The following is a 20639-nucleotide window of genomic DNA, read 5'->3' on the forward strand; positions in this document are numbered from 1 at the left end:
GCAGCGGTGTTAGACGATGACGCGGTAATGGCCCGTTGGGAGCTGCTGTTTGCTTTGCCACTGCTCGTCAATCGCTATCGGGCCGGTAAGTTAACTTGTGAGGCTGAGCGGACTGTGGCGCAGTTACATATCGATACGTTGCGGCAGCGGCTCTGTGACCTGTCCTGGTTTATGCGCTGCTTGAACGAGCATATTGCCCGCAAGGCCAATGAAGAAGACAAGTGTAAGGGCCGGTTTTGGGAAGCACGGTTTAAATCCCAAGCCATTTTGGATGAAGCCGGGTTATTGGCTTGTATGGCCTATGTGGACCTCAATCCCCTTCGCGCCAAGATAGTGGATACCCCGGAAGCCTCAGCCGATGTGTCACTCTCAGCAAGGCTTAATACTGAAGACGACACTAAGCCCGCACTATTGCCCTTTGTCACCCAGTTTAAAGACAGCCCAAAAGGCATTCCCTTTGCGCTGGCCGATTACCTGGCATTGGTGGATTGGACAGGCCGGGCACAACGAGAAGACAAGCGCGGCTTCATCACCCCAGACACCCCTGCCATTTTGGAACGCTTAGGCCTCGATGCCGACAGCTTTCTTATCGCCCTTGGCCAACACCAGCTTTCCCGTGGCTCGGTAATTGGCCATAAGCAAGCCCAAAGTGCCTACGCCAAAGCTCACCACCGACGGCACGTGGTCGGCCCACCGATAAAAGCCGCTTAATGCCCTCATAGCCCCGCGCTCACAGACCTTCGGCCCCCGCTGACAATCTCGCTCGCCTCTAATTTGCGTTTTTAACGATGAAACGCGGTATCAGCGCGAAGCAAACACCCTCAAGGCTGATTAATACCGCACTGTCGATGCAATGCGAAAACTGGACTTTGGTTACTCAGAAGATGGATGTCCTTTATTTTTTCGCGAAAACTGGACTTTTAGTTACTCAGAAGATGGATGTCCTTTATTTTTGCACCCGCTGACAATCTCGCTCGCCTCTAATTTGCGTTTTTAACGACAAAACGCGGTATCAGCGCAAAGAAAACACCCTCAAGGTTGATTAATACCGCACTGTCGATGCATCGCGAAAACTGGACTTTTAGTTACTCAGAAGATGGATGTCCTTTATTTTTTTTAGCCAACAACCTAAATTCAAGGTTTATAATCACTTTTTTTGAAATCAAGTTTTTTTATTATTTCCATCATTATTTCATGGGTATTTACAGGGTACGGATCTACACCGACTTTGGAAAAATCTCTGGCAGCAAACAGTCTACCAGCTATTTCAATCTTTATTTTGTGCTGCTCATCTTCTGGTAATGAAGCAATGTAAGGCGCTATTGCCTTTAGATCTAATGAAGTTTGCTGATGCGCATATTGCTGCTCTCTATGTTTTGCAGATTCTCTTGCAAGGTAAGCAGCTGGAATTGATAAAATAAAAGCTAACACTATTCTAAATGTCGATTTTTGCCAGCTAAAATCAGAACTTGTTGTTTCCCAAAACGAATAAGCAACCACAGACACAATTAAAGCCATACACCCTAACGAAGCATATCTTAACCAGTTGGCCATAGATTTTTCATCACTGGCACTTTTCTCGAAATCACCTGCTATTGCCCTACCTGACACATGACCTAATATATCATCAATTTGTGCTCTCTTGATTTCAAGCTCTGCTAAAGAGCTTTGATACAATTCAGACACCTTGCTTAATTCACTCTTTACGTCAGCTTCAAGGTTTTTCGAAAGATTGTTTATATTTTCGATTCTTACTTCGTTCTCGTTTAAAGATTTTTTAACTCTCTGATCATGCCTCTCATACTCATCTGCTAATACTTTTAAATTCCTTTTAATTGATTGAAAATTATGTAGATCAACTGAGCTTTTATCATCATCACTTTTTTCGATTGGTTTATATTCCAGCGGGCTGTCTTCTACCATACTTCGAAATTTATTCGAGGATTCAAGAAGCTCTTTACCAAGGTTTTTAATTTCATCTCCCGCTTCTTTAATTTTTGGAATAGCTTGGCCTATAGATTGACCATAGACAGCTACCATTTTTGCCGTCTGCGCAATCTTCTCTATATCATCAGACTCTGTAGCCTTAGCGTAATCCGCCAAACTTCGGTCGAAGCTTCCTATACCATCTCGAATAGACTTTGATACAGGGCTATCAGCTAATAAATCCTTAAGTTTCCGCACTAAACCATTAATTTGTATAGATGCCTCATCCCACGCTAAAAGTAAATTTTCCATTGTTTCCTCAGATTCGGAAGTTGAAGATTGGCTAACGCCGCCAACACGCGCAGCTTTGTAGTGAAGGCGTAGCCATAACGGAAAAGCTGTCGCCGTGATTGGCCTTGTTAAGTTTCATTGTAGCTTGAAAGGTTTCCAGTCAGATTCTGGTATATCTGCACCACCGATGGGTGGGGTCAAATCCTTTGTGGCCAGCTTAAGTTTGGCCTCAGTTGTGAAGATATGGAAATTTAGCCGAAGCATTCTACTTTCTTTCGCGAGCTTGTGCAGGTAAAGGTCTGGTACCGGAAACGTTAATAGTTTTACCTCACCAGGCTTCAGGACAGCAGGAACCTGTTCTGATTCAAGAACAGGGAATAAGTCGCTTTCTATTTCGGGGGAACTCAGAATTTCGATTTCTCTAAGGACAAGCTCTCTGTTCCCCGTATTTGAAATTGCGATTTCACAGACTTGAGAATTCTCAAAATTTATAGTTCTGGGATTCCACGCTGCGAGGGTGCCAACAAGCGAAATCCGCCTATGGAAAAGGCTGAAATACAACGAAATAAGTGAGACAACCAGCGCACCTCCCGCAATGATAAGCGTGATTATATCTTTTGCCTCCATCGGGGCCTCCATTGATACTTAACGCTCCGTTAACGGGCGCGCGCGGTTTGCGCGTCCGGGCCAGCGCTGTTTGCTGGCGTATTCGTTAAACGGCTTGTTAGTAGTTCTCACTGACTTCCCTCTTGTTTCACTTTCCCGTTTATTCCCAAACTATAAATGCTCCAGAAAAACTCGAACATGGGAAAAAATACAAAACCAGTAAAGAAAATGACTGTCTCGTAACTTACGCCCAATAGTTGTGAAATATTACTAACGGTTAAAACCGTTATACAAAGGTAAACGATGATGGCAACTGACCATTTTTTAAAGTTTATCTTCTGCATCGCATTATTCCTTTGCTCAAGAAGTGCTACTAACGCCCGCGTAATGGGCTGGTTTGGAGCGCTAGCGGAAAACCAGTCCCAATTGACACGTTTGTTACACGTGCATTACTTCGTGACCCAGAAAATATCATCTTCGTATTCTCCCGCTGCGTTCTTCCATGAAATCTTGACCTGATACTTCAATGGGCTCCCCATGTGCATAGCAGCATATAATTTTACTCTTGAATTTGGCTTCATTTCTGGATGCGGAAACTTTTCAGAGAAATCTCCGGTAAGAGGACTATCATCACAATCTATAAGCTCAAAGTTAACACCATATGCCGTACCTTCACCTGTATTAGAAATATAGAAAAAGGATGATTTCCCAAGTTTTGACAGGGTTACGTTGAACTTAGGCTTGGTTCTACTTTCTCGATCTTCTTCTAATGTTTGAATCTGAAGCCTAGACAACTCAGCCGTAACTCGCTCAAGCTCCAATTGCTCTTTGGCGAGTTTTCTGGTCCTAACCAAAGATACAGTGGATATAATTACTGCCGTGACCGATACAAGCAAAGTAAGCGTTTCATAACCACTCATTTGAGTCGGCCTTTAAACGCTTTTTTAAGCATTTTTTCGATTTCTTTTTTTGCCTCTGGAATTACGACTTCACGGGCTTGTTCGATACCAACTTCTCTTAGGTCTGCCAACATAATCTCGAATCCGCATTCATGGCACTTTACAAAATCATCATCTTTTACATCTTGGGGTTGCTCAAATTCGGTATGCCCACATTCTGGACATTGTATTGATATATGATCAGTTTTAATCACGGTATGACCTCTCCATGTACGTGTAACAGTTTTATTAGCGAGCGCGCTCGCTCTCACTCATCTGACCAGTCGGTATTAAAAGCTTAACCAGCTGATCATCCTCTAGATTTTCGTGTGAAAGCCAAGAATGACTCCACAAAACCGAGCGGTCTCGTTTTTATACATGACAAGCGCTCGTTATCATCACATCGGATGAGAAATAACTTCATCCACTTCAATGTATTAGAACTGGTCAAACCGGGAAAAACGAGCGTTCTTTATCGTCATAAATGGCCTGGGTCTGCTGGCCCAACAGATACACTGTCCATCCATACAGCCATTCGGCCCGGCTGGTGAGGAGCATGGACGGTCCGAATAATCCCGGCGATAAAAGCGCACACCGTCAAAGCAGAAACAGCACAAAACCATTTATTATCAAATGGATATGTGAAAAACAAAGGAAACAGAAGACACGCTACCGCCCGTGGAATCAGGTTATCCAAAGTCCCTTTATCATCCTGAGTTGTTACCCATCCTTGGTCTTGCTGCGCGAAGACAAGCTTCTTGCGTTCGCCTGCTAAAAACGGTTCACAGGACCGTTTTTTAACGCGCTCACTCCACCTCGCACGTCCTGTGTTACTCGGGCTATCCTGCCCTCGCCCTTTGGGCCGTCGTCGTTGCACTCCAACGTTCAAATCTTTTCCCGAAAGATTTGTCGCGTAATGCGGCACGAAAGCTGTGCTTCCGCTTCGAGCATTACCCATCCCTGGTGGCTTGCTGCGTAAAAGTCGCGACAAACAGACGGCGACTGATGGTCAGCCTTTATTCAGCTTCCAGACTAAGCTGATGTTTCTGTTAGGTAAAGAGAAAGAAGGCGCCCTTGGGCGCCTTCTTGGTTAGTTCGCTTTGTGCTTGTCGAACCAGGAGAGCACGTAGACCACTTTTCGCATCAGGTTGGAGGGCCGGGCGGTGAGGCCGTGGCCGGCGCCGGGGATGCGCACCATGGCGGTGTCAACCTTTTGCAGCTTCAGGGCCTGGTAGAACTGCTCGGTCTCGGAGATGGGAGTGCGGTAGTCCGACTCGCCGGTAAGCAGCATGGTGGGGGTTTTAACATTGCCCACCTTTGAGAGCGGCGAGCGCTGCCAGTAGCCCATGGGATCTTCCCAGGGCTTTTTGGCAAACCAGTACTGGCTGAAATAGGGGCTGAAATCGGCGGTGAGGGTGAAGCTCAGCCAGTTGATCACTGGCTTGGCCACCACGGCGGCGCGAAAGCGGTCGGTGCTGCCCACTATCCAGGCGGTCAGTACCCCGCCGCCGGAGCCGCCGGTAACAAAGAGGTTGCGGGTATCGACATTGCCTTTGGCGATGGCGTCGTCCACCACCGACATCAAATCGTCATAGTCGTGGCTGGGGTAGTTATGGTGGATGCGGTTGGCAAAGGCCTCGCCGTAGCTGGTTGAGCCCCGGGGGTTGGCGTACACCACGATGTAACCGGCGTTGGCGTAGAGCTGCATTTCGGCGGCAAAGCGGGCGCCATAATCGGCAAAGGGGCCGCCGTGGATCTCAAGGAGCAGCGGGTATTGCTTGGCCGGGTCAAAGTCTGGCGGCAATACCCGCCAGGTTTGGATGGGCAACTCGTCGACCTTGGATCTCACCCAGTATTCCTGCACCTTGCCCAATTGCTTAAAGGCGAACAGGTCGTCGTTGAGGTGGGTGAGCTGGCGCACCTTGCCGCCTTTGGTGAGTACCGCTACGTCGGCCGGGCGGCTGGTACTGGTGCGGGTGTAAGCCAGGGTGTTACCCGCCACCGAGAAGCTGCCGCTGTCGTAAGGGCGGCCAAGCTCGGTGCCGCCCATGTCGTCAGTGAGGGTGGTGACCTTGCCAGCGAGGCTCACATAAGCGAGCTTGGTGTGGCCTTTGTCGTCAAAGCTGACAAAAAGGCCATCGCCGCTTTTGTCCCAAAAAGCGTCTTTGATGGCGCGGTCAAGGCCGGTTGCCAGCACTTTTTTGCCGCTGCCGTCCTTGTTCATCAGGTACAGGGCGCTGTTTTGGTAGCCGAGCTTTTTGTCGTCAAAGCCGGTGTAGGCAATGCGTTTGCCGTTGGGGGAGACTCGGGGGTTGTTGTCGGGGCCGTTACGGTCGGTAAGCGCGGTAATGTCGCCATTAAGGCCAACCCGGTACAGCTCGGTGTTAATGGGCTGGAACTGCCAGTCTTGGTGGCGGTTGGCGCTCAGCACCAGCGAGCGGCTGTCGGCGTCCCAGCTGTAGCTGCCGCCGTGATTGAAGGGATCTTTGGTGAGCTGGCGCACCGCGCCGCCGTCTGCGCCCATTACAAACAGCTGGGTGATGCTGTCGTCCAGATACCCTGCCCCGTCGGCGCGGTAGTAGACCTTGTCAATCACCTTGGCCGGCTCTGCCCAGTGGGCGCCCTTGGGCATGGCCGGCATCTTGGCAAAAGGCGCCGGGGTGTTGGGCACCGCCATGGTAAAGGCTATCCATTTGCCGTCTGGCGAGAAGCTGATGTTGCCGGGGCTTTGAGTGAGGTTGGTGAGCCGCGCGGTTTGGCCGCTGTCCATCCAGCGCAGATAAAGCTGGTTGGAGCCGTCGTCATTGGCGATATAGAGCAGCTTTTTGCCGTCGGGGGACCACACCGGCGAGCGGGCGTTGTGCGGCCCGGAGGTCAGAGGCCGGTCGCTTTTACCGTCGGTGGCGGCCAGCCAAAGGTTACCCAGGCTCCGATCAGATTTGATATCCATAACGGTGCGCACATAGGCCACCGCCTTGCCGTCCGGCGAAAGTTCGGGATCGGTGGCGTATTGCAGGCTGAAAACATCAATGGGTTCAAAAGGCTCGGCAGCAAGTGCCGGCAAGGCGGCCAGCATGGCCAGGGCGAAGGCGCAGGGTTTCATCGGGTTTCCCAATTTTTTTACATTGGCCTTACCCTAATGCAAAGTGCGCTCGCTGGCTGCGCCCGCCGGTCAAGCCGTTGCCTGGGCGCGGCAAAAGCAGCGTAAGGGGCTGTCGCTACCCGGTGGCGTGACCGGGGCAACCTCTGAAAACCCGATTTTTTCCAACAACTTGGCCGAGGCTACATTGTGCTGGCTGGTAATGGCTTTCACTGTGGCAATGCCCTTTTGCCTGGCCAGGGCCAGCACTGCCAGAGCTGCCTCTTCGCCATAGCCCTTGCCCCAATAAGGGCTGGAAAGGGCATAGCCGAGGTCAGGGCAGTCGAGGTAATCGCGCTGGATAAGGCCGCAAAGGCCGATGGGGGTGGCGTCTTGCAGGCACACCAGATAGAGCCCGAAACCGTGGGCGCGGTAAGAGGCAAGGGGCACCTGCTCGATGTAGTTAAGGGCGCCCTTAATATCGCGTACGCCTCGGTCGCCGATGTTTTCAAGCCAGCCAGGCTCGTTTAACAGCCCCAGCAAAAACGCGGCGTCGGTAGGCGCGACCTCTCGCAAGTAAAGGCGGGCGGTGCTTATCAGCGGCATGCGCGCTTATCCTCCAGCCAGTGGCCGGCGGCCTTGGCCTCGGCTTCGTGGCTGGGCTCGCGCCAGGTTTCCGCAAGGGCCGCCTGGTACCACTGCTCCATGGCGGGTAGCGCCAGCATGCGTGCGGCGTAGTCGGCCAGGGGGCCGCTAAGGGCAATGCCGTAGGTTTGGAAGCGAAACACCACAGGTGCAAAGAAGGCATCGACGGCGCTAAAGGCGCTGCCGCCAAGATAGGGGCCGCCAAAACTATCGAGCCCCTGTTGCCAGAGGGCCTTGATACGCGCGATGTCCGCTTCAAGGGCCGCTGGCATGGCAAAGAGTTTTACCCGTATTCCGCAGTTCATGCCGCAAAGGTTGCGAAGGGCCGAGAACCCCGAGTGCATCTCGCTACAAGCGCTGCGGGCAAAGGCGCGGGCCCGGGCATCGGCCGGCCACACACCGCTGTGGCGCTCGGCCAGATATTCGGTGATGGCCAGGCTGTCCCACACCGTGATGTCGCCGTCCACCAGGCACGGCACTTTGCCGGTGGGCGAGAAATGGCGAAAGGCCTCGAAGCTTGAGCCGTCTTCAAAAGGCACCAGCCGTTCCTCAAAACCAATATCCAACGCCTTGGCCAACAGCCAGGGCCGCAGCGACCAAGAGGAGTAGTTCTTGTTGGCAATATAAAGCTGGTACACGGGGCCTCCTTGCGGCGCGGGTTATTCTTCCAGCCAGGGCATCTCGGGCAGGGTGTCCAGGTGCGCGGCGTAGCGTTTGTGGTTAAAGGGCTGGCCGTTTTCCACTACGTCGATTATCTCCAGCGACAAGGCACAGGCGATGTACTCCACCGCCTCTTCGCGGGCCATGCCTTTCATGGTCAGGCGCAGCAGGGTCTCCTTGACCTTCACCGGCTCGTTGTCGGCCAGTTGGTTCTCAACGATTTCAAGGAGTTCTTCTTGATCAAAGGGGTTATCTTGGGTGCTCATGGCAAACCGGGTTGGTAAATGTCAGCCCTATGATGCTTGATAGCCCCAAAGGGCGCTAGCGGTTGAGGCATTTTTCCAAGAGCGTGGCCACCTGCACCTTTTCGGCTTCGCTAAGGGGGCTAAAAACCGTTTCATGCACCTGCCGGCGGGCTTTGATGCAGGCCTCGGCCAATTGCTGGCCCGAGGCGCTCAAACTTAGGCATTGACGGCGGCCGTCGGCCGGGTCAGCGCTTCGCAGGATATGCCCTTCTGCCAGCAAAGGCCCGAGCATGCGGGTGATGGTGGCTTTGTCGCGGCCGGTGCGCTCGGCCAGGGCCTTGGCGCAGATACCGCTGTGGCTGGCCACCAATTGCAGCAGTTGGGTCTGGGGCGGCGACAAGGCAATGCCCTGCTCGCCAAGGCTGCGGTTAAGGGCCTGGCGCATCTGGTTGCGAAGGGCCGAAAGGGTGAGTTCTAACGAGGGGCTGTTAGGCATGGCAGGAATGCTTTAAACTGGTTGACTTAATCAACTATCACCTTGGTGCGCCGCTCCGTCAAGCACCATCGAGAGGAAAGCGCTTTTGAACAACCCCGCCGACCCCAAACTTCACTTCGGCTTTGCCGTGTTGCTGGCCATGACCATGGCCCTGGGGCCCTTTGCCCTTGACACCTACCTGCCCGCCTTCCCGGCCATGGCTAAGGACCTGGGCACAGAGGTGCACCAAATCGCCCTTAGCATCTCGGTTTATGTGTTTACCCTTGCCATCGGCCAACTGGTGGCCGGGCCGCTGTCTGACCGCTTCGGGCGCCGGGCCGTGATGCTGTGCGGCCTGGTGATTTTTGCCGTGGCAAGCTTTGCCATCACCGGCATTAAAAGCATTGAAATGCTGCTCGCCCTTCGCACCGTGCAGGCCTTTGGCGCCGGCTGGGCCATTGTCTGCGTGCCGGCCTTGGTGCGCGACAGCCTCTCGGGCCGGGAGGCGGCCAAATTCTTCAGTCTGATTGGCCTTATCATGGTGGTGGCGCCAGCCATTGCCCCCAGCTTTGGCAGTCTGCTGCTGGGCTTTGGCTGGGAGAGCATCTTTTTATTCCTGGCCATTTACGGCGCGCTGCTCACAGTATTGATGAAGGGCTTTGTGTTTACCGGCGAGGTGGGCAAGGCCAAGCCTCATGCCCATGTCAGCGTCTGGCAGCGCTACGGCGCGGTATTTGCCGTTAAACCGGCGCTGCGTTACATGGGGCTGCAGGCCTTTGCCTTCTCGGTGATGATGCTCTTTATCACCCACTCCTCCTTTATCTACCAGCAGCACTTTGGGGTAAGCCCCGGGGTTTTTGCGCTGCTGTTTGGCGCCAATATCGTGATGATGCTGGTGATGAACCTGTCTAACCGCAAGCTCCTTAACCACTTTGCGCCGCAGCAAATCTTGCGCTGGAGCCTGAGCCTGCAGGCCCTTGGTATCGTCGCGCTGCTGCTGGTGATGAGCTTTGCCCCCCACCTATGGCTGTTTTTGCCGGCGATGATCGTCACCGTTGGCGCCATGGGGGCCATCACCCCCAACATTCAGGCGAGCTACATGGAGTATTTTGCCGAGCACGGCGGCACGGCGGCGGCAGTGCTGGGGGCCATTCAGTTCTCCATTGCCGGGCTTATCTCGGCAGGCTCGGCGCTGTTGCCGGAAAAGGTCATCGCCGTGGTGCTGGCCCAAGGGGTCTGCTCACTGCTGTGCCTGGCCCTTATCTGGACCAGCAAAAACAGCCATAAGGCGTAAAGAGAAAGCGGCCCTCGGGCCGCTTTTTTACTTTGCCAAAAAGGCCTTTAACACCCCGGCCTGGCTGGGGATGGACACCAGCCCGTCCAGGTGGCCCCAGGGGCCGTCTATTTCCTGATACTGGGTGTCTTTACCCAGTTTTTTCAAGGTTTCAAAGGTGCTGCGGGCCATTTTGGGCACCAGCAATCTGTCGTGGCTGGCCGGCATAAAGAGGGTTTTGGCGGTGACCTTTTTCAGGTTGTCCTCCAAGTTGCCCTCATACCCTGCCAGGTAAATTTGCGAGGCGCGCACCAGGTACAAAATGGCGTTGGCATCTTGGTATTTGGCGCGAAGGGCGGCCTGGCTTGCCAGCGCCTTGACCGAAGCAAAGCCGGCGTCGATGTCCACTTTCGGGGCCTGGTCGGTCGGGGCCGGGTAGCGGCGGTTAAAGCCGTCCGGGTAGCTGGCATCATAGATGATGTAGGCCAGCGCCTTATTCAGGCCCTCCCGCGGCTGGCCGCTGGCGTAGTAATCGCCGTGGTGCCAGGCCGGGTCGGCTTTGATGGGGTCGCTCCAGCGCTCAAGGCCGTACACCGTCCAAGGGTCCATTTGGCCGGCGCCAATCACGCTCACCATCCGCTCCACCTCATCGGGATAGGCCACCGCCCAGTCCAGGGCCTGAAACGAGCCCATGGACGCCCCCACCACCGCATGGAGTTTGTGGATGCCAAGGCTATCGAGCAGCGCCTTTTGCACCCGCACAAAGTCGCGGATGGACACCACCGGAAAGCGCAGCCCGTAAGGCTTGCCAGTGGCTGGGTCGATACTGGCCGGGCCGGTGGTGATGACATTGGGGTCAAAGGCGTTGGCGTTGGCCAGGGTGTCAACGCTCAGCACATAGTACTTGTCTGTGTCGATGGCCTTGCCCGGGCCGATGATGGCGTCCCAGTAGCCGGGGGCCGGATCGCTGTCGTGGTATTTACCGGCGGCATGGGAGGTGCCCGAGAAAAAGTGGGTAATGAGGATAACGTTGGATTTATCGGCATTGAGGGTGCCATAGGCCTCCCACCCCACCGACACCTTTTTCAGCACGGCCCCGGATTGGGTGGTAAAGCTCGCGAGGTCAAAACGCTGCTTTTCAACCAGCGGCAGCGCCTGAATACCCAGGCTTGCCAGCAGCAGCCCAAGGGAGAGAAGCCACTTCATGCCCTGCCCTCCGCGACTGCCAGATTGTTACGTAAATGGATACCGGCGCGCGCTAAAGGCTGCCCCGGCAAAAGGCGGTTTATGCTGCACATTTTTGCTGTTCCTTATTATCTTCCTTGCAAAATCAGTCTGATAGACGCAAGCCCTCTTGGCCATAGTACTAAGGTACAGCGTTAACAATTGACGAATAGGCATAGAGTTAACACCGAAATAACAATAGACACGGAGAGTGTTAACCATGTCAGTACGACAAAAAATGCAGCCCAGTTACAACCTCACACCCATCGCCCTGGCGGTCTGCCTGGGCCTTGCCGCCAGTGCCCCGGCGCTGGCCGCCGACGAACCCGCCGCCAAAAGCGACGAGCCCAGCCTGGAAGTGATTGAAGTTACCGCCCGGCGCACGGCAGAAAACCTGCAATCGGTGCCGGTGGCGGTTACCAGCCTCTCGGCCGAGCAGATGAGCCAGCGCGGGGTGGAAGACTTGGCCGACGTGCAGTGGTATTCCCCCAATACCACCTTGCAAGTGAGCCGCGGCACCAACAGCACCCTGACCGCTTATATCCGCGGCATCGGCCAGCAAGACCCGCTTTGGGGCTTTGAGCCTGGGGTAGGGATATACATTGACGATGTCTATGTGGCGCGGCCCCAAGGGGCGGTGATGGACATTCTCGATGTGCAGCGCATCGAAGTGCTGCGCGGCCCCCAAGGCACCCTCTACGGGCGCAACACCATTGGCGGCGCCGTCAAATACGTCACCAAAAAACTGCACGGCGACCCAGAGCTGCACCTCAAAGGCACGGTGGGCTCTTACAACCAGCGGGACTTTACTGTCTCGGGGCAGATGCCGCTCTCTGACACCTTCTGGGCCGGCATTGCCTACGGCACCTTTAACCGCGACGGCTTCGGTAAATTTAAAAACACCGGCGCCGACAACTACGACAAAGACATTCAGGCTGGCCGGGTGTCTTTTGCCTGGTACCCAAGCGACAACCTCAGCGTTAACTTCATGGCCGACCGCACCTGGGACGACTCCCACGCCAAAGGCGGTTACCGTTTGACGCCCTCCCTGGTGACCGGCCAGCAGCCCTACGGCAGCGTTTATGACTCCGACACCTCCATGCCCACCAAAAACAGCGTGGAAACCGGCGGCGAGGCGCTCACCATCACCTACAACATCAACAACGACTGGACCTTTAAATCCATCACCGCCCACCGCGATGGCGACACCGACACCAATATCGATTTTGACTCCACCGCCCAGCCCTCGCTGGATATTCCGGCGCTCTACGACGACCGCCAGTTCACCCAGGAATTCCAGCTCAATTTTGATAACGGCGGTTGGAAGGCCGTAGGCGGGGTTTATTACCTGGACGGCCAGGCCTGCGGCGTGTTTGAGACGGTGCTTGGCCTGCAAGGGGTAACGGTGGAGAACGGCGGCTGCGTTGACACCAAGAGCTACGCGGCCTACGCCCAGGGCTCCTTCCCGCTCACCAAGGATTTGTCCATGACCCTTGGCGGCCGCTACACCCGTGACAAAAAAGACGCCGACGTGTACCGCTACGTCTACCTGGGCATTCGCTACCCGCACGACCCGGCCACTCCGCCCTTTGCGGTGCAGTCAGATTTTGCCGACAGCGCCACCTTTAGCCGCTTCTCGCCAAGGGTGGGCCTGGAATATCAGCTGACCCAAGATCTGATGGTCTACGGCTCCTACACCAACGGCTTTAAGTCCGGCGGCTTTGACATGCGGGCCAATAAATCGGTCAACCCCGACGCTGACAAACCCTACAGCCCGGAAATCGTCGACACCTACGAGGTTGGCGCCAAGGCCGAGTGGTTTAACCATCGCCTGCGCACCAACATCGCCGCTTTCTATTCCAACTACGACGATATGCAAATCACGGTGCAGCGAGCGGTGAACAACAACACCGACGTGGCCTCCCAGGTGCTGAACGCCGGTAAGTCAGAGATCAAAGGCATGGAGCTGGAGGCGACCCTGGCCGCCACCGACGCCCTGCAATTTACCGCCAACCTCGGCTACGTGGACCCTAAATTCAAGCGGGTTGACTACTTTGACCCCAACGCCGGGCAAGTGGTGGATGTGTCAGATCTCTGGAGCTTTGCCAACACCCCCAAATGGACCGGCAGCCTGCTGGCCCAATACAACCTGGAGGCCTTTGGCGGCGACATGGTGGTGTCGGGGGGCGTCAATTACCGCGACAAAACCCAGATCTTTGAAACCCCGTCCATGCTCGATGCCGGCTCGGTCACCCTGTGGAACGCCTCTGTCGCCTGGTACAAAGGCAACTGGGAAGTGCAGCTCACCGGCCGCAACCTTGGGGATAAAGAATACCGCCTGGCAGGCTACAACTTTGCCGCCCCCCGCGATGCCCAAGGTAACGTGACAGGCCCCGGCCTTGGCGGCGAAGACACCATAGTGGGTTACTACGGCGACCCAAGAACGGTAAGCCTGTCGGTGGGCTACCGCTTCTAAGCTGGCGCCAATAAGCGATAAAAAGGAGGCTGATGCCTCCTTTTTTGTGCCTGTTACTTAGCGCTCAATTGCCCCAGCCAGCGGCCAAAATCGCCACACTCCTCGGCGCTTAGCTGATGGTCCATGTCGTAGCGTTTTAGCTGGTGGCGCACCCCAAGTGCCGTCAGCCAGGTGGTGGCTTTCTCGGCCCAGTCGATGGGCAATTTGCCGTCATAGCGGCCGTGGGCCACAAAGCCTTCAAGGGCCGCCAGGCGCTCAGCGCTGGCAAGCTGCGGCGCCAGCTCCGGCAGGATGCGGCCACTTAAGATGCCAAAGCCACTCACCGCCTCTGGCTCGGTAAGGGCAACACTGGCGCTCATGATGCCGCCCTGGCTAAAACCGGCCACCACGCGGGGCGCCGTGGTATCAAGCTGGCTATCCATAAAGGCCAGCAGCTTTTGGCGACTGGCTTCGGCTTGGTCAAGGTTCGGGTTGGGGCCGGCGGCGGTAAAGCTCACCTGAAACCAGGCAAATTGGCCCTGGCCTTGGGTCAAAGGCCCGCGCACAAACCACAGCGCCCAGTGGGGCGGCAAAAACTCGGCCAAGGCGCGCAGGTTACTTTCATTGCCCCCTACCCCGTGCAGCAGCACCAGTTGGCCACGGCATTGGCCGGCGGCAGGGAGTTTTTGGTAATAAAGGCCGGAGGCCGCATCTTGGCTCAGGGCTGTTAACTGACGCTGATTCATTGAGCCTCTCCAAACAAAAAGCTGTCCATGGCCAGCACGCCATGGGTAATACCGCCTTCCAGCACGCCAAAGGCATCGCCCTGGCGGCGGGCGCCAAGAGCCACCAGCAGCGGCAGGTAATGGTCGTTGGTGGGGTGGGCGCGGCGGGCATCCGGGCTTTGGTTATACAGATCCACCAAGGCGGCATCATCGCCGGTGGCAAGCTTTTCACGCACCCAAGCGGCAAAACGCGCCACATAGGCCTCGTCTTCCAGACTGTGCTGGCGAAACTCGTAAAGGTTATGGGTAAGGCTACCCGAGCCCAGCACCAAGACGTTTTGAGCGCGAAGGGGCGCCAGGGCCTTGCCAAGAGCCAGGGCCGCTGTGGCGTCCATGGGGTACGGCATGGACACCGCCACCACCGGCACATCGGCTTTGGGGTAAAGGTGCATCAAGGGCACCCAGGCGCCGTGGTCCAGGCCGCGGTGAGGGTCTGCAACGACGGGCCAGCCGCCCTTTCCAAGAAGCGCCATCACTTCGCTGGCAAGAGCCGGGTCGCCTTTGGCCGGATACGCCAGTTCGTACAGTGCCGGGGCAAAGCCGCCAAAATCGTGAATGGTCTCAAGGTGAGTGCCGGTGGTCACGGCAACGCCGCCGCGGGTCATCCAATGGGGCGAGACAATCACCACCGCCTTGGGTTTAAGGTTGGCCCCCAGGGCTTGTAAGGCAGGGCCCGCCAGGCCCGGCTCCAACGCAAAGCTGGGCGCGCCGTGAGAAACAAAAAGTGCAGGAGCCATGATCCCCTCCGTTCTACTGATGGCCCATTGTGTTACCGCCAAAACTCGTGATAAACCACTAGCATCCAGATTAACTATCCCACCTAGTGAGACAATAAAATGAACCGGGACCTTGAAATGCGGGTGTTCGTGGCGGTGGTGGATGCCGGTAGCTTTGTGGCGGCTAGCGAGGCGTTGCGCATGTCAAAAGCGGCGGTGTCTCGCCATGTTGATGCCCTGGAGCAGCGCCTGGGGGCAAGGCTATTGCACCGTACCACCCGGCGTTTATCCCTGACCGAAGCGGGCCGACGCTTCTACCCCGGCGCCAAGGCGGTGCTGGCCGACATCGGGGAAGTAGAAGCCATGGTCAGCAGCGATACCCTGGCGCCCCAGGGCCGGGTGCGGGTGAATGTGCCGGTGAGTTTTGGTATCTGTCACTTAGCGCCGCTCTGGGGAGAGTTTTTGGCGGCAGCACCCAAGGTGGAGCTGGACATCAGCCTTGCCGACCGGGTAGTGGATCTGGTGGAAGAAGGCTTTGACTTGGCGGTACGCATTGGCCGACTGCCAAGCTCAAGCCTGGTGAGCCGGCGCCTTGCCAGCACCCGCATGCGCCTTTGCGCCGCGCCTGAATATATTGAGCGCCATGGCGCGCCGGCGGCTATTGAGGCGCTGAGTCAGCACCCGGTGTTCGCTTACAGCCATTGGTCCGAGGGGGACGATTGGCGTTTTGAAGGGCCACAAGGCCCGGTGGCGGTGCGCACCCAAAGCCGGGTCTACACCAACAACGGCGACACCTGCCGCGCCATCGCCCTGGCCGGGGGCGGCATCGTGCTGCAGCCCGATTTTATGGTAGGGAGCGACCTTAAAGCCGGGCGCCTGGTGGAGCTTTTGCCTCAGTACCAGGCCCCTACCCTTGGCATTTATGTGGTGTATCCGAGCCGCAAATTGCTGCCAGCCCGGGTAAAAAGCCTGGTGGCCTTTTTGGTGAAGAAATTTTCGCAGGTGAACTGGGGATAACCCCAAGGCGAGACTGAGTTTCCCAACAGGTAGTTGCCCAACGCCGGCAAGCGCGGTTAACTAGCCGTTAGGAGCGTGGCGCTGGAGAAAACGGATGGGTTTTTACGTACTGCTGGTTTTTATTGCCTGTGGGTTTTATGTCCAGCATCGCGGCCAGGTGCAGCACGCCAAGCTGCGCCGCAAATTTACCGACCATGCCAACCTGTTGGCACCCATTAACTGCCTGTTTTATCTCTTCTCCCGCATCGATAACCGCCCTTACATCGACCCTCAGCAGTTCCCTGAACTGGCGGTACTTTCCAAGCACTGGCAAAGCATTCGTGACGAGGCCCTGGCCCTTAACGCGCAAGCGGGCATCAAAGCCTCGGCAGAGCTTGACGACATCGGCTTTAACTCCTTTTTTAAAACCGGCTGGAAGCGCTATTACCTCAAGTGGTACGGGGCCGATCTGCATTCTGCCCGGCAAAGCTGCCCACAAACCCTGGCGCTGCTGCGCACTCTGCCCTCGGTAAAAGGCGCCATGTTTGCCATGCTGCCACCCGGCGCCAAGCTGGTGCGCCACCGCGACCCTTACGCCGGCTCGCTGCGCTACCACCTGGGGCTGGATGTGCCCGAGTCAAACGACTGCTTTATCGAAGTAGACGGCGAGCGTTACAGCTGGCGTAACGGTGAGGCGGTGATGTTTGACGAGACCTATATCCACCACGCCCAAAACGCATCGGCCCAAAACCGTATCGTGCTGTTTTTAGACGTTGAGCGCCCCCTGACCTGGGCGCCGATACGCTGGCTTAACCGCGCCTTTTCGAGCCTGGTGATGGCCGCCTCCGCCACCAAGAACGTGGAGGGCGACAAAGTCGGCCTGCTTAACCGGCTCTTTGCCGGGATCTACAAGGTGCGCTTGCTGGGTAAAGGGATCAAAGCCTTCAACAAACCCCTTTACTACCTGCTGCAATACGCACTGTACGCCGGGCTGATTTACGCCGTTTTCTTTTAAACCTGCGTTTGGCCAAGACGGCGAATGCTATTTAGCACCTCGCCATAGGCCTCGGCCTGAGTAGGGTCTGCCAGCATCAAGCGCAGGCAAGTGGCGGTGGCGGCCAGCTGCAGGGTGTGCAGCGCGCTTTGGTAATTGGCGGCACTAATCTCATTCAAGGTGGCTTGCATCGCCTCACTGGCGCTTCGCACCGCATAGGAAAAATCCCCGGCACTGCCCAGCACAGCCTGAAGGGTTTGGTTCATAGCATCGGTTATCTGCGAGTTTATGCCCCCAAAGCTCGCCGCCTGGACCTTGGCACTGCCAGCCGCAAAAGCCTCATCTGCCAACGGAGCGCTGGTCGCCGCATTCAGGGAAAACATCATCGTTACCGCTTCGGCAGTAGCCGCCTGGGAGATGACAAATTGCTGGGACTGCGCACTAACGGCGTTTTCAAGGGCCAAGCTGGTGGCATGGGCAATAGTTTGGTAAATCGTGGCCATGGCCATAGCCGGCGCTTCGCCAACGACCTTGGTGTTGGCTTGGGTAACAGCGTCGGTGATCATCGGGTTGACCGTGGTGCTTTGGGACATGATGCGCTCCTTGCTTAGAGGGAAATAACCGGGCGGAAGGATAAGCGTAGCTCGTTGACAGGCTTGCGATTAGCTACGCGATATCAGCATCATGCCATATTCGCCTTACAACATAGTCTTGCATTTCGCCCCGGTAAATTGGCCAGGTTGACGCTGCCAGGCTACTGTCCAAGGCTTGAGAACGGCATGGAATGCGCCGTGGCATTGCCACTCAAGCCCCCTGCTTTACTGCCTCAAATATGGCCCACCACGCCCCATGCCCTTCGCCATCAAGGCGTAACACCCTTCGTTGCCAACATTACCTGAGGCAGCTTCGCGCCGTGGTATCCGGGAGCTTCTCAGCCCGACCTTCCTAAAGGAGTCATGATGCACGCGCTGTCGCTTACCTTAGATTCCATCACCTGCCATGGCACATCCGAAACCCGCGGTGGTGGCGATGATGTCTATATCATCTTTCAGGTTGATGCCGGTTTTCCGATCCGTTACCCGGGCATTGGCAAACATCACTCGATGACCGACAACGATAACAAGAACGCCACCTGGAACATCAACAAGACCCTCCATTTTGAACGCGATCTGCTGATCACCCTCTACGACCAAGACCCTAATTACATCAACGCCTTATCTGAATATCTGGTCAGCCATGACTACCAACCCAACTTCACCTCTGGCGCCATTACCCTGACTAACCCCAACGGCGCGAAATACACGCTCAATGTCACCCGCAACAGCACTGGGCAGGAGGGCTGAGCCATGACCTCCAACCATACCCCCTCCCCCTTCTTGCAAGGGCACTTTGCGGCGCTCCATCAGGCCATGGGCGCCGAGCACGGCGATAAATTGCCGCCGCAAAAACCGGCGGTACTCAAGCAACAGCCGCTCTCAGACCCGGCCCGCGCCCTTTGCCAGGAATATGCGGCGGCTTTGGCGCGGTTTTCGGCATCGGCACAGGCCGAAGCGCTGCGCGAGCGGCTCTCTTGCGCCAAAAGCAATGAAGATTTGGCCCGTAGCCTGTTTGACGCCTTTGCCAGCGACGACTTTGCCAGAACCCGCCAACTGGCAGAGGAATACAGCCTGCGAGACGACTTTGGGTTGCAGTCGCTCACCTTGGGCGCGGATGTTGAAGTCGCCTTTTTGTTCGGTATTCAAGGCAATATCAGCATTGGCCTGCCCATTACCACCCTGCGCGATTTCGACACGGTGGTGCTCTGCGTTAGCGGCATGGTGAGCGGCGGCATTGACGAAACTGCTTTTGTCGGCGTCACTGGCGGTGTTTGGTCGGTCACCCCTGAAGGGTTGTCCGGCTGGTCGGTAACCGGCCAGGCCTATGCCGGTTTTGAAGGTGAAGTGGTGGTGCAAGGCGGTTTGTCTATCTCGCTGTTCCCGCCGGACGTGCTGGGTTGGGGGGTACTGTTAAGCCTCGGCGGCGGTGAAGGGGGCGGCGCAGATGTCGGCATATCCTATGGCGTTGTGTTCCCCTGGGATGCGCCCAGGGTCTACCAGCCAAGGGCACGCAACTACATGATAATCAACAGCATCACCTGTAATAAGGCCTCTGAAATGGGTAAGGATGAGGTGTACCTCATGTTTACCATCGACAACGATCTGGTCTATCGCTACCCCACCCATGGCCAGTTCTCCATGGGTGACAACAGTAGCTGGGGAGTAGGACGCAGTATCTATTTCAACGACAACGTCAAAGTGCAGCTCTTTGACAATGACACTGGCAATAACGACTCCCTTGGCCAGACCACCTACCAGGCCAGCAACTTCCAATCGCAGGTAACGGTATCGGGTTCATCCGGTAAGTACACCCTCGACGCGGTATTAGAGCCGATGTACGTCAACTGGGATAACCCCAAACACATCAACAATGTGGACTCCACTATCCAGTCACCGGCCGCCTGCGTCTTTAACGACGCACTCTATGTATTCTGGCGCGGTGCCACCAACAACCGGATTTACTGCAGCCCCTCCACCGACGGCGAACAATGGCCCGATGGCCACACCATCAACAATGTTGACTCCACCGATCTGTCGCCGGCAGCCGTGGCCTTCCAAGGCCAGTTGTTTGTGTTCTGGCAAGGTGGCAACAAAGGCCTGTATTGGAGCGCTTCAAGTGATGGGAAAACCTGGCCGCCCGGTACCCCTATCCGCCAGGAAACCACCCCCTACACCCCCACCCCCTGTGTCTTTGACAACCGCTTGTACGTTTTCTGGGTCGCCAACGACTCAAGCAAACGGCTGATCTACAGCATCTTCGACCCCGGCACCGGCAGCTGGTCGAACAATGCCCCCGTCAACAGCACCGACGAGGCCATCTCCAGTGTGTCGGCCTGTGTATTCAAAGACGAGCTGTACCTGTTTCACGTTAATACCAGCAACCAGACCCGCTTTACCGCCTCGGCGAGCAACAGCTGGCCCGGTTCGTCCCCCACCGGCGCGACCATCCTAGCCACCCTTGTCAGCGCCTGCACGGCGCAAGGCGGTATCGTGCTTGGCCAGAACGACCCTCAATATTGGCCCATGGGCTATTCACCAGTGCTCTGCACCGTTTCGCGTATCGATAAGTGGGGGGCGTCGGCTGCGGTTGGCAATGTGAAAATGTTGATGCAGTCGGGCCCTGCCTTGGTCACATACCAAAAAACGCCTTATCTCTTTTACGCCGACACCAATGAGCGCTTGCTGTTTTGTAAAGCAAAACCTTGATAGCCAACATAAAAAACCGGCGCTAAAGC

At 56.1% G+C, this 20639-nt stretch carries 20 protein-coding genes; 7 read left to right on the forward strand and 13 right to left on the reverse strand.

Annotated features, from left to right (window positions below; all coding sequences use genetic code 11):
* Positions 1-711 (forward strand): transposase (locus EDC28_RS02780; RefSeq protein WP_123420595.1); only part of this gene is annotated, 711 nt, incomplete at its 5' end.
* A gap of 423 nt (positions 712-1134) precedes the next feature.
* On the opposite strand, the gene EDC28_RS19935 is transcribed toward EDC28_RS02780, so the two are convergent.
* The 9 genes from EDC28_RS19935 to EDC28_RS02830 form a co-directional block, all read right to left on the reverse strand.
* The gene (locus EDC28_RS19935; protein ID WP_148049790.1) at positions 1135-2238 is read right to left on the reverse strand and encodes a hypothetical protein; all 1104 of its coding nucleotides are present in this window, start codon (positions 2236-2238) and stop codon (positions 1135-1137) included.
* 114 nt (positions 2239-2352) lie between these two features.
* Positions 2353-2844, reverse strand: coding sequence for a hypothetical protein (locus EDC28_RS02790; protein ID WP_123420597.1), 492 nt, complete (start codon positions 2842-2844; stop codon positions 2353-2355).
* Between the two features lie 428 nt (positions 2845-3272).
* Positions 3273-3743, reverse strand: a complete 471-nt coding sequence (locus EDC28_RS02800) for a hypothetical protein (RefSeq protein ID WP_123420599.1) — start codon at positions 3741-3743, stop codon at positions 3273-3275.
* Positions 3740-3976: an ECs_2282 family putative zinc-binding protein gene (locus tag EDC28_RS02805; RefSeq protein ID WP_123420600.1), complete on the reverse strand. Its 237-nt coding sequence runs from the start codon at positions 3974-3976 to the stop codon at positions 3740-3742. The genes EDC28_RS02800 and EDC28_RS02805 overlap by 4 nt, the downstream gene beginning before the upstream one ends.
* A gap of 875 nt (positions 3977-4851) precedes the next feature.
* Complete coding sequence (locus EDC28_RS02810; protein WP_123420601.1) at positions 4852-6864, reverse strand: S9 family peptidase; 2013 nt, start codon at positions 6862-6864, stop codon at positions 4852-4854.
* 69 nt (positions 6865-6933) lie between these two features.
* Complete coding sequence (locus EDC28_RS02815; RefSeq protein ID WP_123420602.1) at positions 6934-7446, reverse strand: GNAT family N-acetyltransferase; 513 nt, start codon at positions 7444-7446, stop codon at positions 6934-6936.
* A complete protein-coding gene (locus EDC28_RS02820) occupies positions 7437-8123 on the reverse strand; it encodes a glutathione S-transferase family protein (protein WP_123420603.1) in 687 nt (228 codons plus the stop codon). Before EDC28_RS02820 ends, EDC28_RS02815 begins: the two co-directional genes overlap by 10 nt.
* 21 nt (positions 8124-8144) lie before the next feature.
* On the reverse strand, positions 8145-8411 hold the full coding sequence (locus tag EDC28_RS02825) for a hypothetical protein (RefSeq protein ID WP_050657994.1): 267 nt from the start codon (positions 8409-8411) through the stop codon (positions 8145-8147).
* A 55-nt stretch (positions 8412-8466) separates the two neighbouring features.
* Positions 8467-8886 carry a MarR family winged helix-turn-helix transcriptional regulator gene (locus EDC28_RS02830; protein ID WP_123420604.1) on the reverse strand — a complete coding sequence of 140 codons (420 nt, stop codon included), beginning with the start codon at positions 8884-8886 and terminating at the stop codon, positions 8467-8469.
* 85 nt (positions 8887-8971) lie between these two features.
* On the opposite strand from EDC28_RS02830, the gene EDC28_RS02835 reads away from it, so the two are divergent.
* Entirely contained in the window at positions 8972-10159 is a 1188-nt protein-coding gene (locus tag EDC28_RS02835; protein WP_244946531.1) for a multidrug effflux MFS transporter, read from the forward strand.
* Positions 10160-10186: 27 nt separating this feature from the next.
* On the opposite strand, the gene EDC28_RS02840 is transcribed toward EDC28_RS02835, so the two are convergent.
* Positions 10187-11344, reverse strand: a complete 1158-nt coding sequence (locus EDC28_RS02840; RefSeq protein WP_050657992.1) for an E22 family MetX-like putative esterase — start codon at positions 11342-11344, stop codon at positions 10187-10189.
* 238 nt (positions 11345-11582) lie between these two features.
* Between EDC28_RS02840 and EDC28_RS02845 the strand changes: the two genes are divergently transcribed.
* Positions 11583-13838, forward strand: a complete 2256-nt coding sequence (locus tag EDC28_RS02845) for a TonB-dependent receptor (RefSeq protein WP_123420606.1) — start codon at positions 11583-11585, stop codon at positions 13836-13838.
* A 53-nt stretch (positions 13839-13891) separates the two neighbouring features.
* On the opposite strand, the gene EDC28_RS02850 is transcribed toward EDC28_RS02845, so the two are convergent.
* Positions 13892-14563 (reverse strand): alpha/beta hydrolase, encoded by a 672-nt coding sequence (locus EDC28_RS02850; RefSeq protein WP_123420607.1) that lies wholly within the window; start codon positions 14561-14563, stop codon positions 13892-13894.
* A complete protein-coding gene (locus EDC28_RS02855) occupies positions 14560-15339 on the reverse strand; it encodes a dioxygenase family protein (protein WP_123420608.1) in 780 nt (259 codons plus the stop codon). The genes EDC28_RS02850 and EDC28_RS02855 overlap by 4 nt, the downstream gene beginning before the upstream one ends.
* A gap of 99 nt (positions 15340-15438) precedes the next feature.
* Here EDC28_RS02855 and EDC28_RS02860 point away from each other — a divergent pair, with 99 nt between their 5' ends.
* Both EDC28_RS02860 and EDC28_RS02865 read left to right on the forward strand, forming a co-directional pair.
* On the forward strand, positions 15439-16335 hold the full coding sequence (locus tag EDC28_RS02860) for a LysR family transcriptional regulator (protein WP_123420609.1): 897 nt from the start codon (positions 15439-15441) through the stop codon (positions 16333-16335).
* Between the two features lie 94 nt (positions 16336-16429).
* Complete coding sequence (locus tag EDC28_RS02865; protein ID WP_123420610.1) at positions 16430-17329, forward strand: aspartyl/asparaginyl beta-hydroxylase domain-containing protein; 900 nt, start codon at positions 16430-16432, stop codon at positions 17327-17329.
* Here EDC28_RS02865 and EDC28_RS02870 read toward each other — a convergent pair.
* A complete protein-coding gene (locus tag EDC28_RS02870) occupies positions 17326-17901 on the reverse strand; it encodes a RebB family R body protein (protein ID WP_123420611.1) in 576 nt (191 codons plus the stop codon). The two genes, EDC28_RS02865 and EDC28_RS02870, sit on opposite strands and share 4 nt — an antisense overlap.
* A gap of 363 nt (positions 17902-18264) precedes the next feature.
* On the opposite strand from EDC28_RS02870, the gene EDC28_RS02875 reads away from it, so the two are divergent.
* Positions 18265-18651: a hypothetical protein gene (locus EDC28_RS02875; protein ID WP_148049791.1), complete on the forward strand. Its 387-nt coding sequence runs from the start codon at positions 18265-18267 to the stop codon at positions 18649-18651.
* 3 nt (positions 18652-18654) lie between these two features.
* Positions 18655-20610 carry a DUF6242 domain-containing protein gene (locus EDC28_RS02880; protein WP_123420612.1) on the forward strand — a complete coding sequence of 652 codons (1956 nt, stop codon included), beginning with the start codon at positions 18655-18657 and terminating at the stop codon, positions 20608-20610.
* The last annotated feature ends 29 nt before the right edge of the window (positions 20611-20639 follow it).

Source organism: Gallaecimonas pentaromativorans, assembly GCF_003751625.1.
In the GTDB taxonomy this organism is placed as follows: Bacteria; Pseudomonadota; Gammaproteobacteria; order Enterobacterales; family Gallaecimonadaceae; genus Gallaecimonas; species Gallaecimonas pentaromativorans.

What these genes read in the sequence shown, in the direction of transcription:
- EDC28_RS02850 (WP_123420607.1), bottom strand. Translation starts at nt 14,563, where the DNA reads ATGAATCAGCGTCAGTTAACAGCCCTGAGCCAAGATGCGGCCTCCGGC.
- EDC28_RS02840 (WP_050657992.1), bottom strand. Translation starts at nt 11,344, where the DNA reads ATGAAGTGGCTTCTCTCCCTTGGGCTGCTGCTGGCAAGCCTGGGTATT.
- EDC28_RS02830 (WP_123420604.1), bottom strand. Translation starts at nt 8,886, where the DNA reads ATGCCTAACAGCCCCTCGTTAGAACTCACCCTTTCGGCCCTTCGCAAC.
- EDC28_RS02815 (WP_123420602.1), bottom strand. Translation starts at nt 7,446, where the DNA reads ATGCCGCTGATAAGCACCGCCCGCCTTTACTTGCGAGAGGTCGCGCCT.
- EDC28_RS02800 (WP_123420599.1), bottom strand. Translation starts at nt 3,743, where the DNA reads ATGAGTGGTTATGAAACGCTTACTTTGCTTGTATCGGTCACGGCAGTA.
- EDC28_RS02790 (WP_123420597.1), bottom strand. Translation starts at nt 2,844, where the DNA reads ATGGAGGCAAAAGATATAATCACGCTTATCATTGCGGGAGGTGCGCTG.
- EDC28_RS02860 (WP_123420609.1), top strand. Translation starts at nt 15,439, where the DNA reads ATGAACCGGGACCTTGAAATGCGGGTGTTCGTGGCGGTGGTGGATGCC.
- EDC28_RS02825 (WP_050657994.1), bottom strand. Translation starts at nt 8,411, where the DNA reads ATGAGCACCCAAGATAACCCCTTTGATCAAGAAGAACTCCTTGAAATC.
- EDC28_RS02845 (WP_123420606.1), top strand. Translation starts at nt 11,583, where the DNA reads ATGTCAGTACGACAAAAAATGCAGCCCAGTTACAACCTCACACCCATC.
- EDC28_RS02810 (WP_123420601.1), bottom strand. Translation starts at nt 6,864, where the DNA reads ATGAAACCCTGCGCCTTCGCCCTGGCCATGCTGGCCGCCTTGCCGGCA.
- EDC28_RS02865 (WP_123420610.1), top strand. Translation starts at nt 16,430, where the DNA reads ATGGGTTTTTACGTACTGCTGGTTTTTATTGCCTGTGGGTTTTATGTC.
- EDC28_RS02875 (WP_148049791.1), top strand. Translation starts at nt 18,265, where the DNA reads ATGATGCACGCGCTGTCGCTTACCTTAGATTCCATCACCTGCCATGGC.
- EDC28_RS02880 (WP_123420612.1), top strand. Translation starts at nt 18,655, where the DNA reads ATGACCTCCAACCATACCCCCTCCCCCTTCTTGCAAGGGCACTTTGCG.
- EDC28_RS02855 (WP_123420608.1), bottom strand. Translation starts at nt 15,339, where the DNA reads ATGGCTCCTGCACTTTTTGTTTCTCACGGCGCGCCCAGCTTTGCGTTG.
- EDC28_RS19935 (WP_148049790.1), bottom strand. Translation starts at nt 2,238, where the DNA reads ATGGAAAATTTACTTTTAGCGTGGGATGAGGCATCTATACAAATTAAT.
- EDC28_RS02870 (WP_123420611.1), bottom strand. Translation starts at nt 17,901, where the DNA reads ATGTCCCAAAGCACCACGGTCAACCCGATGATCACCGACGCTGTTACC.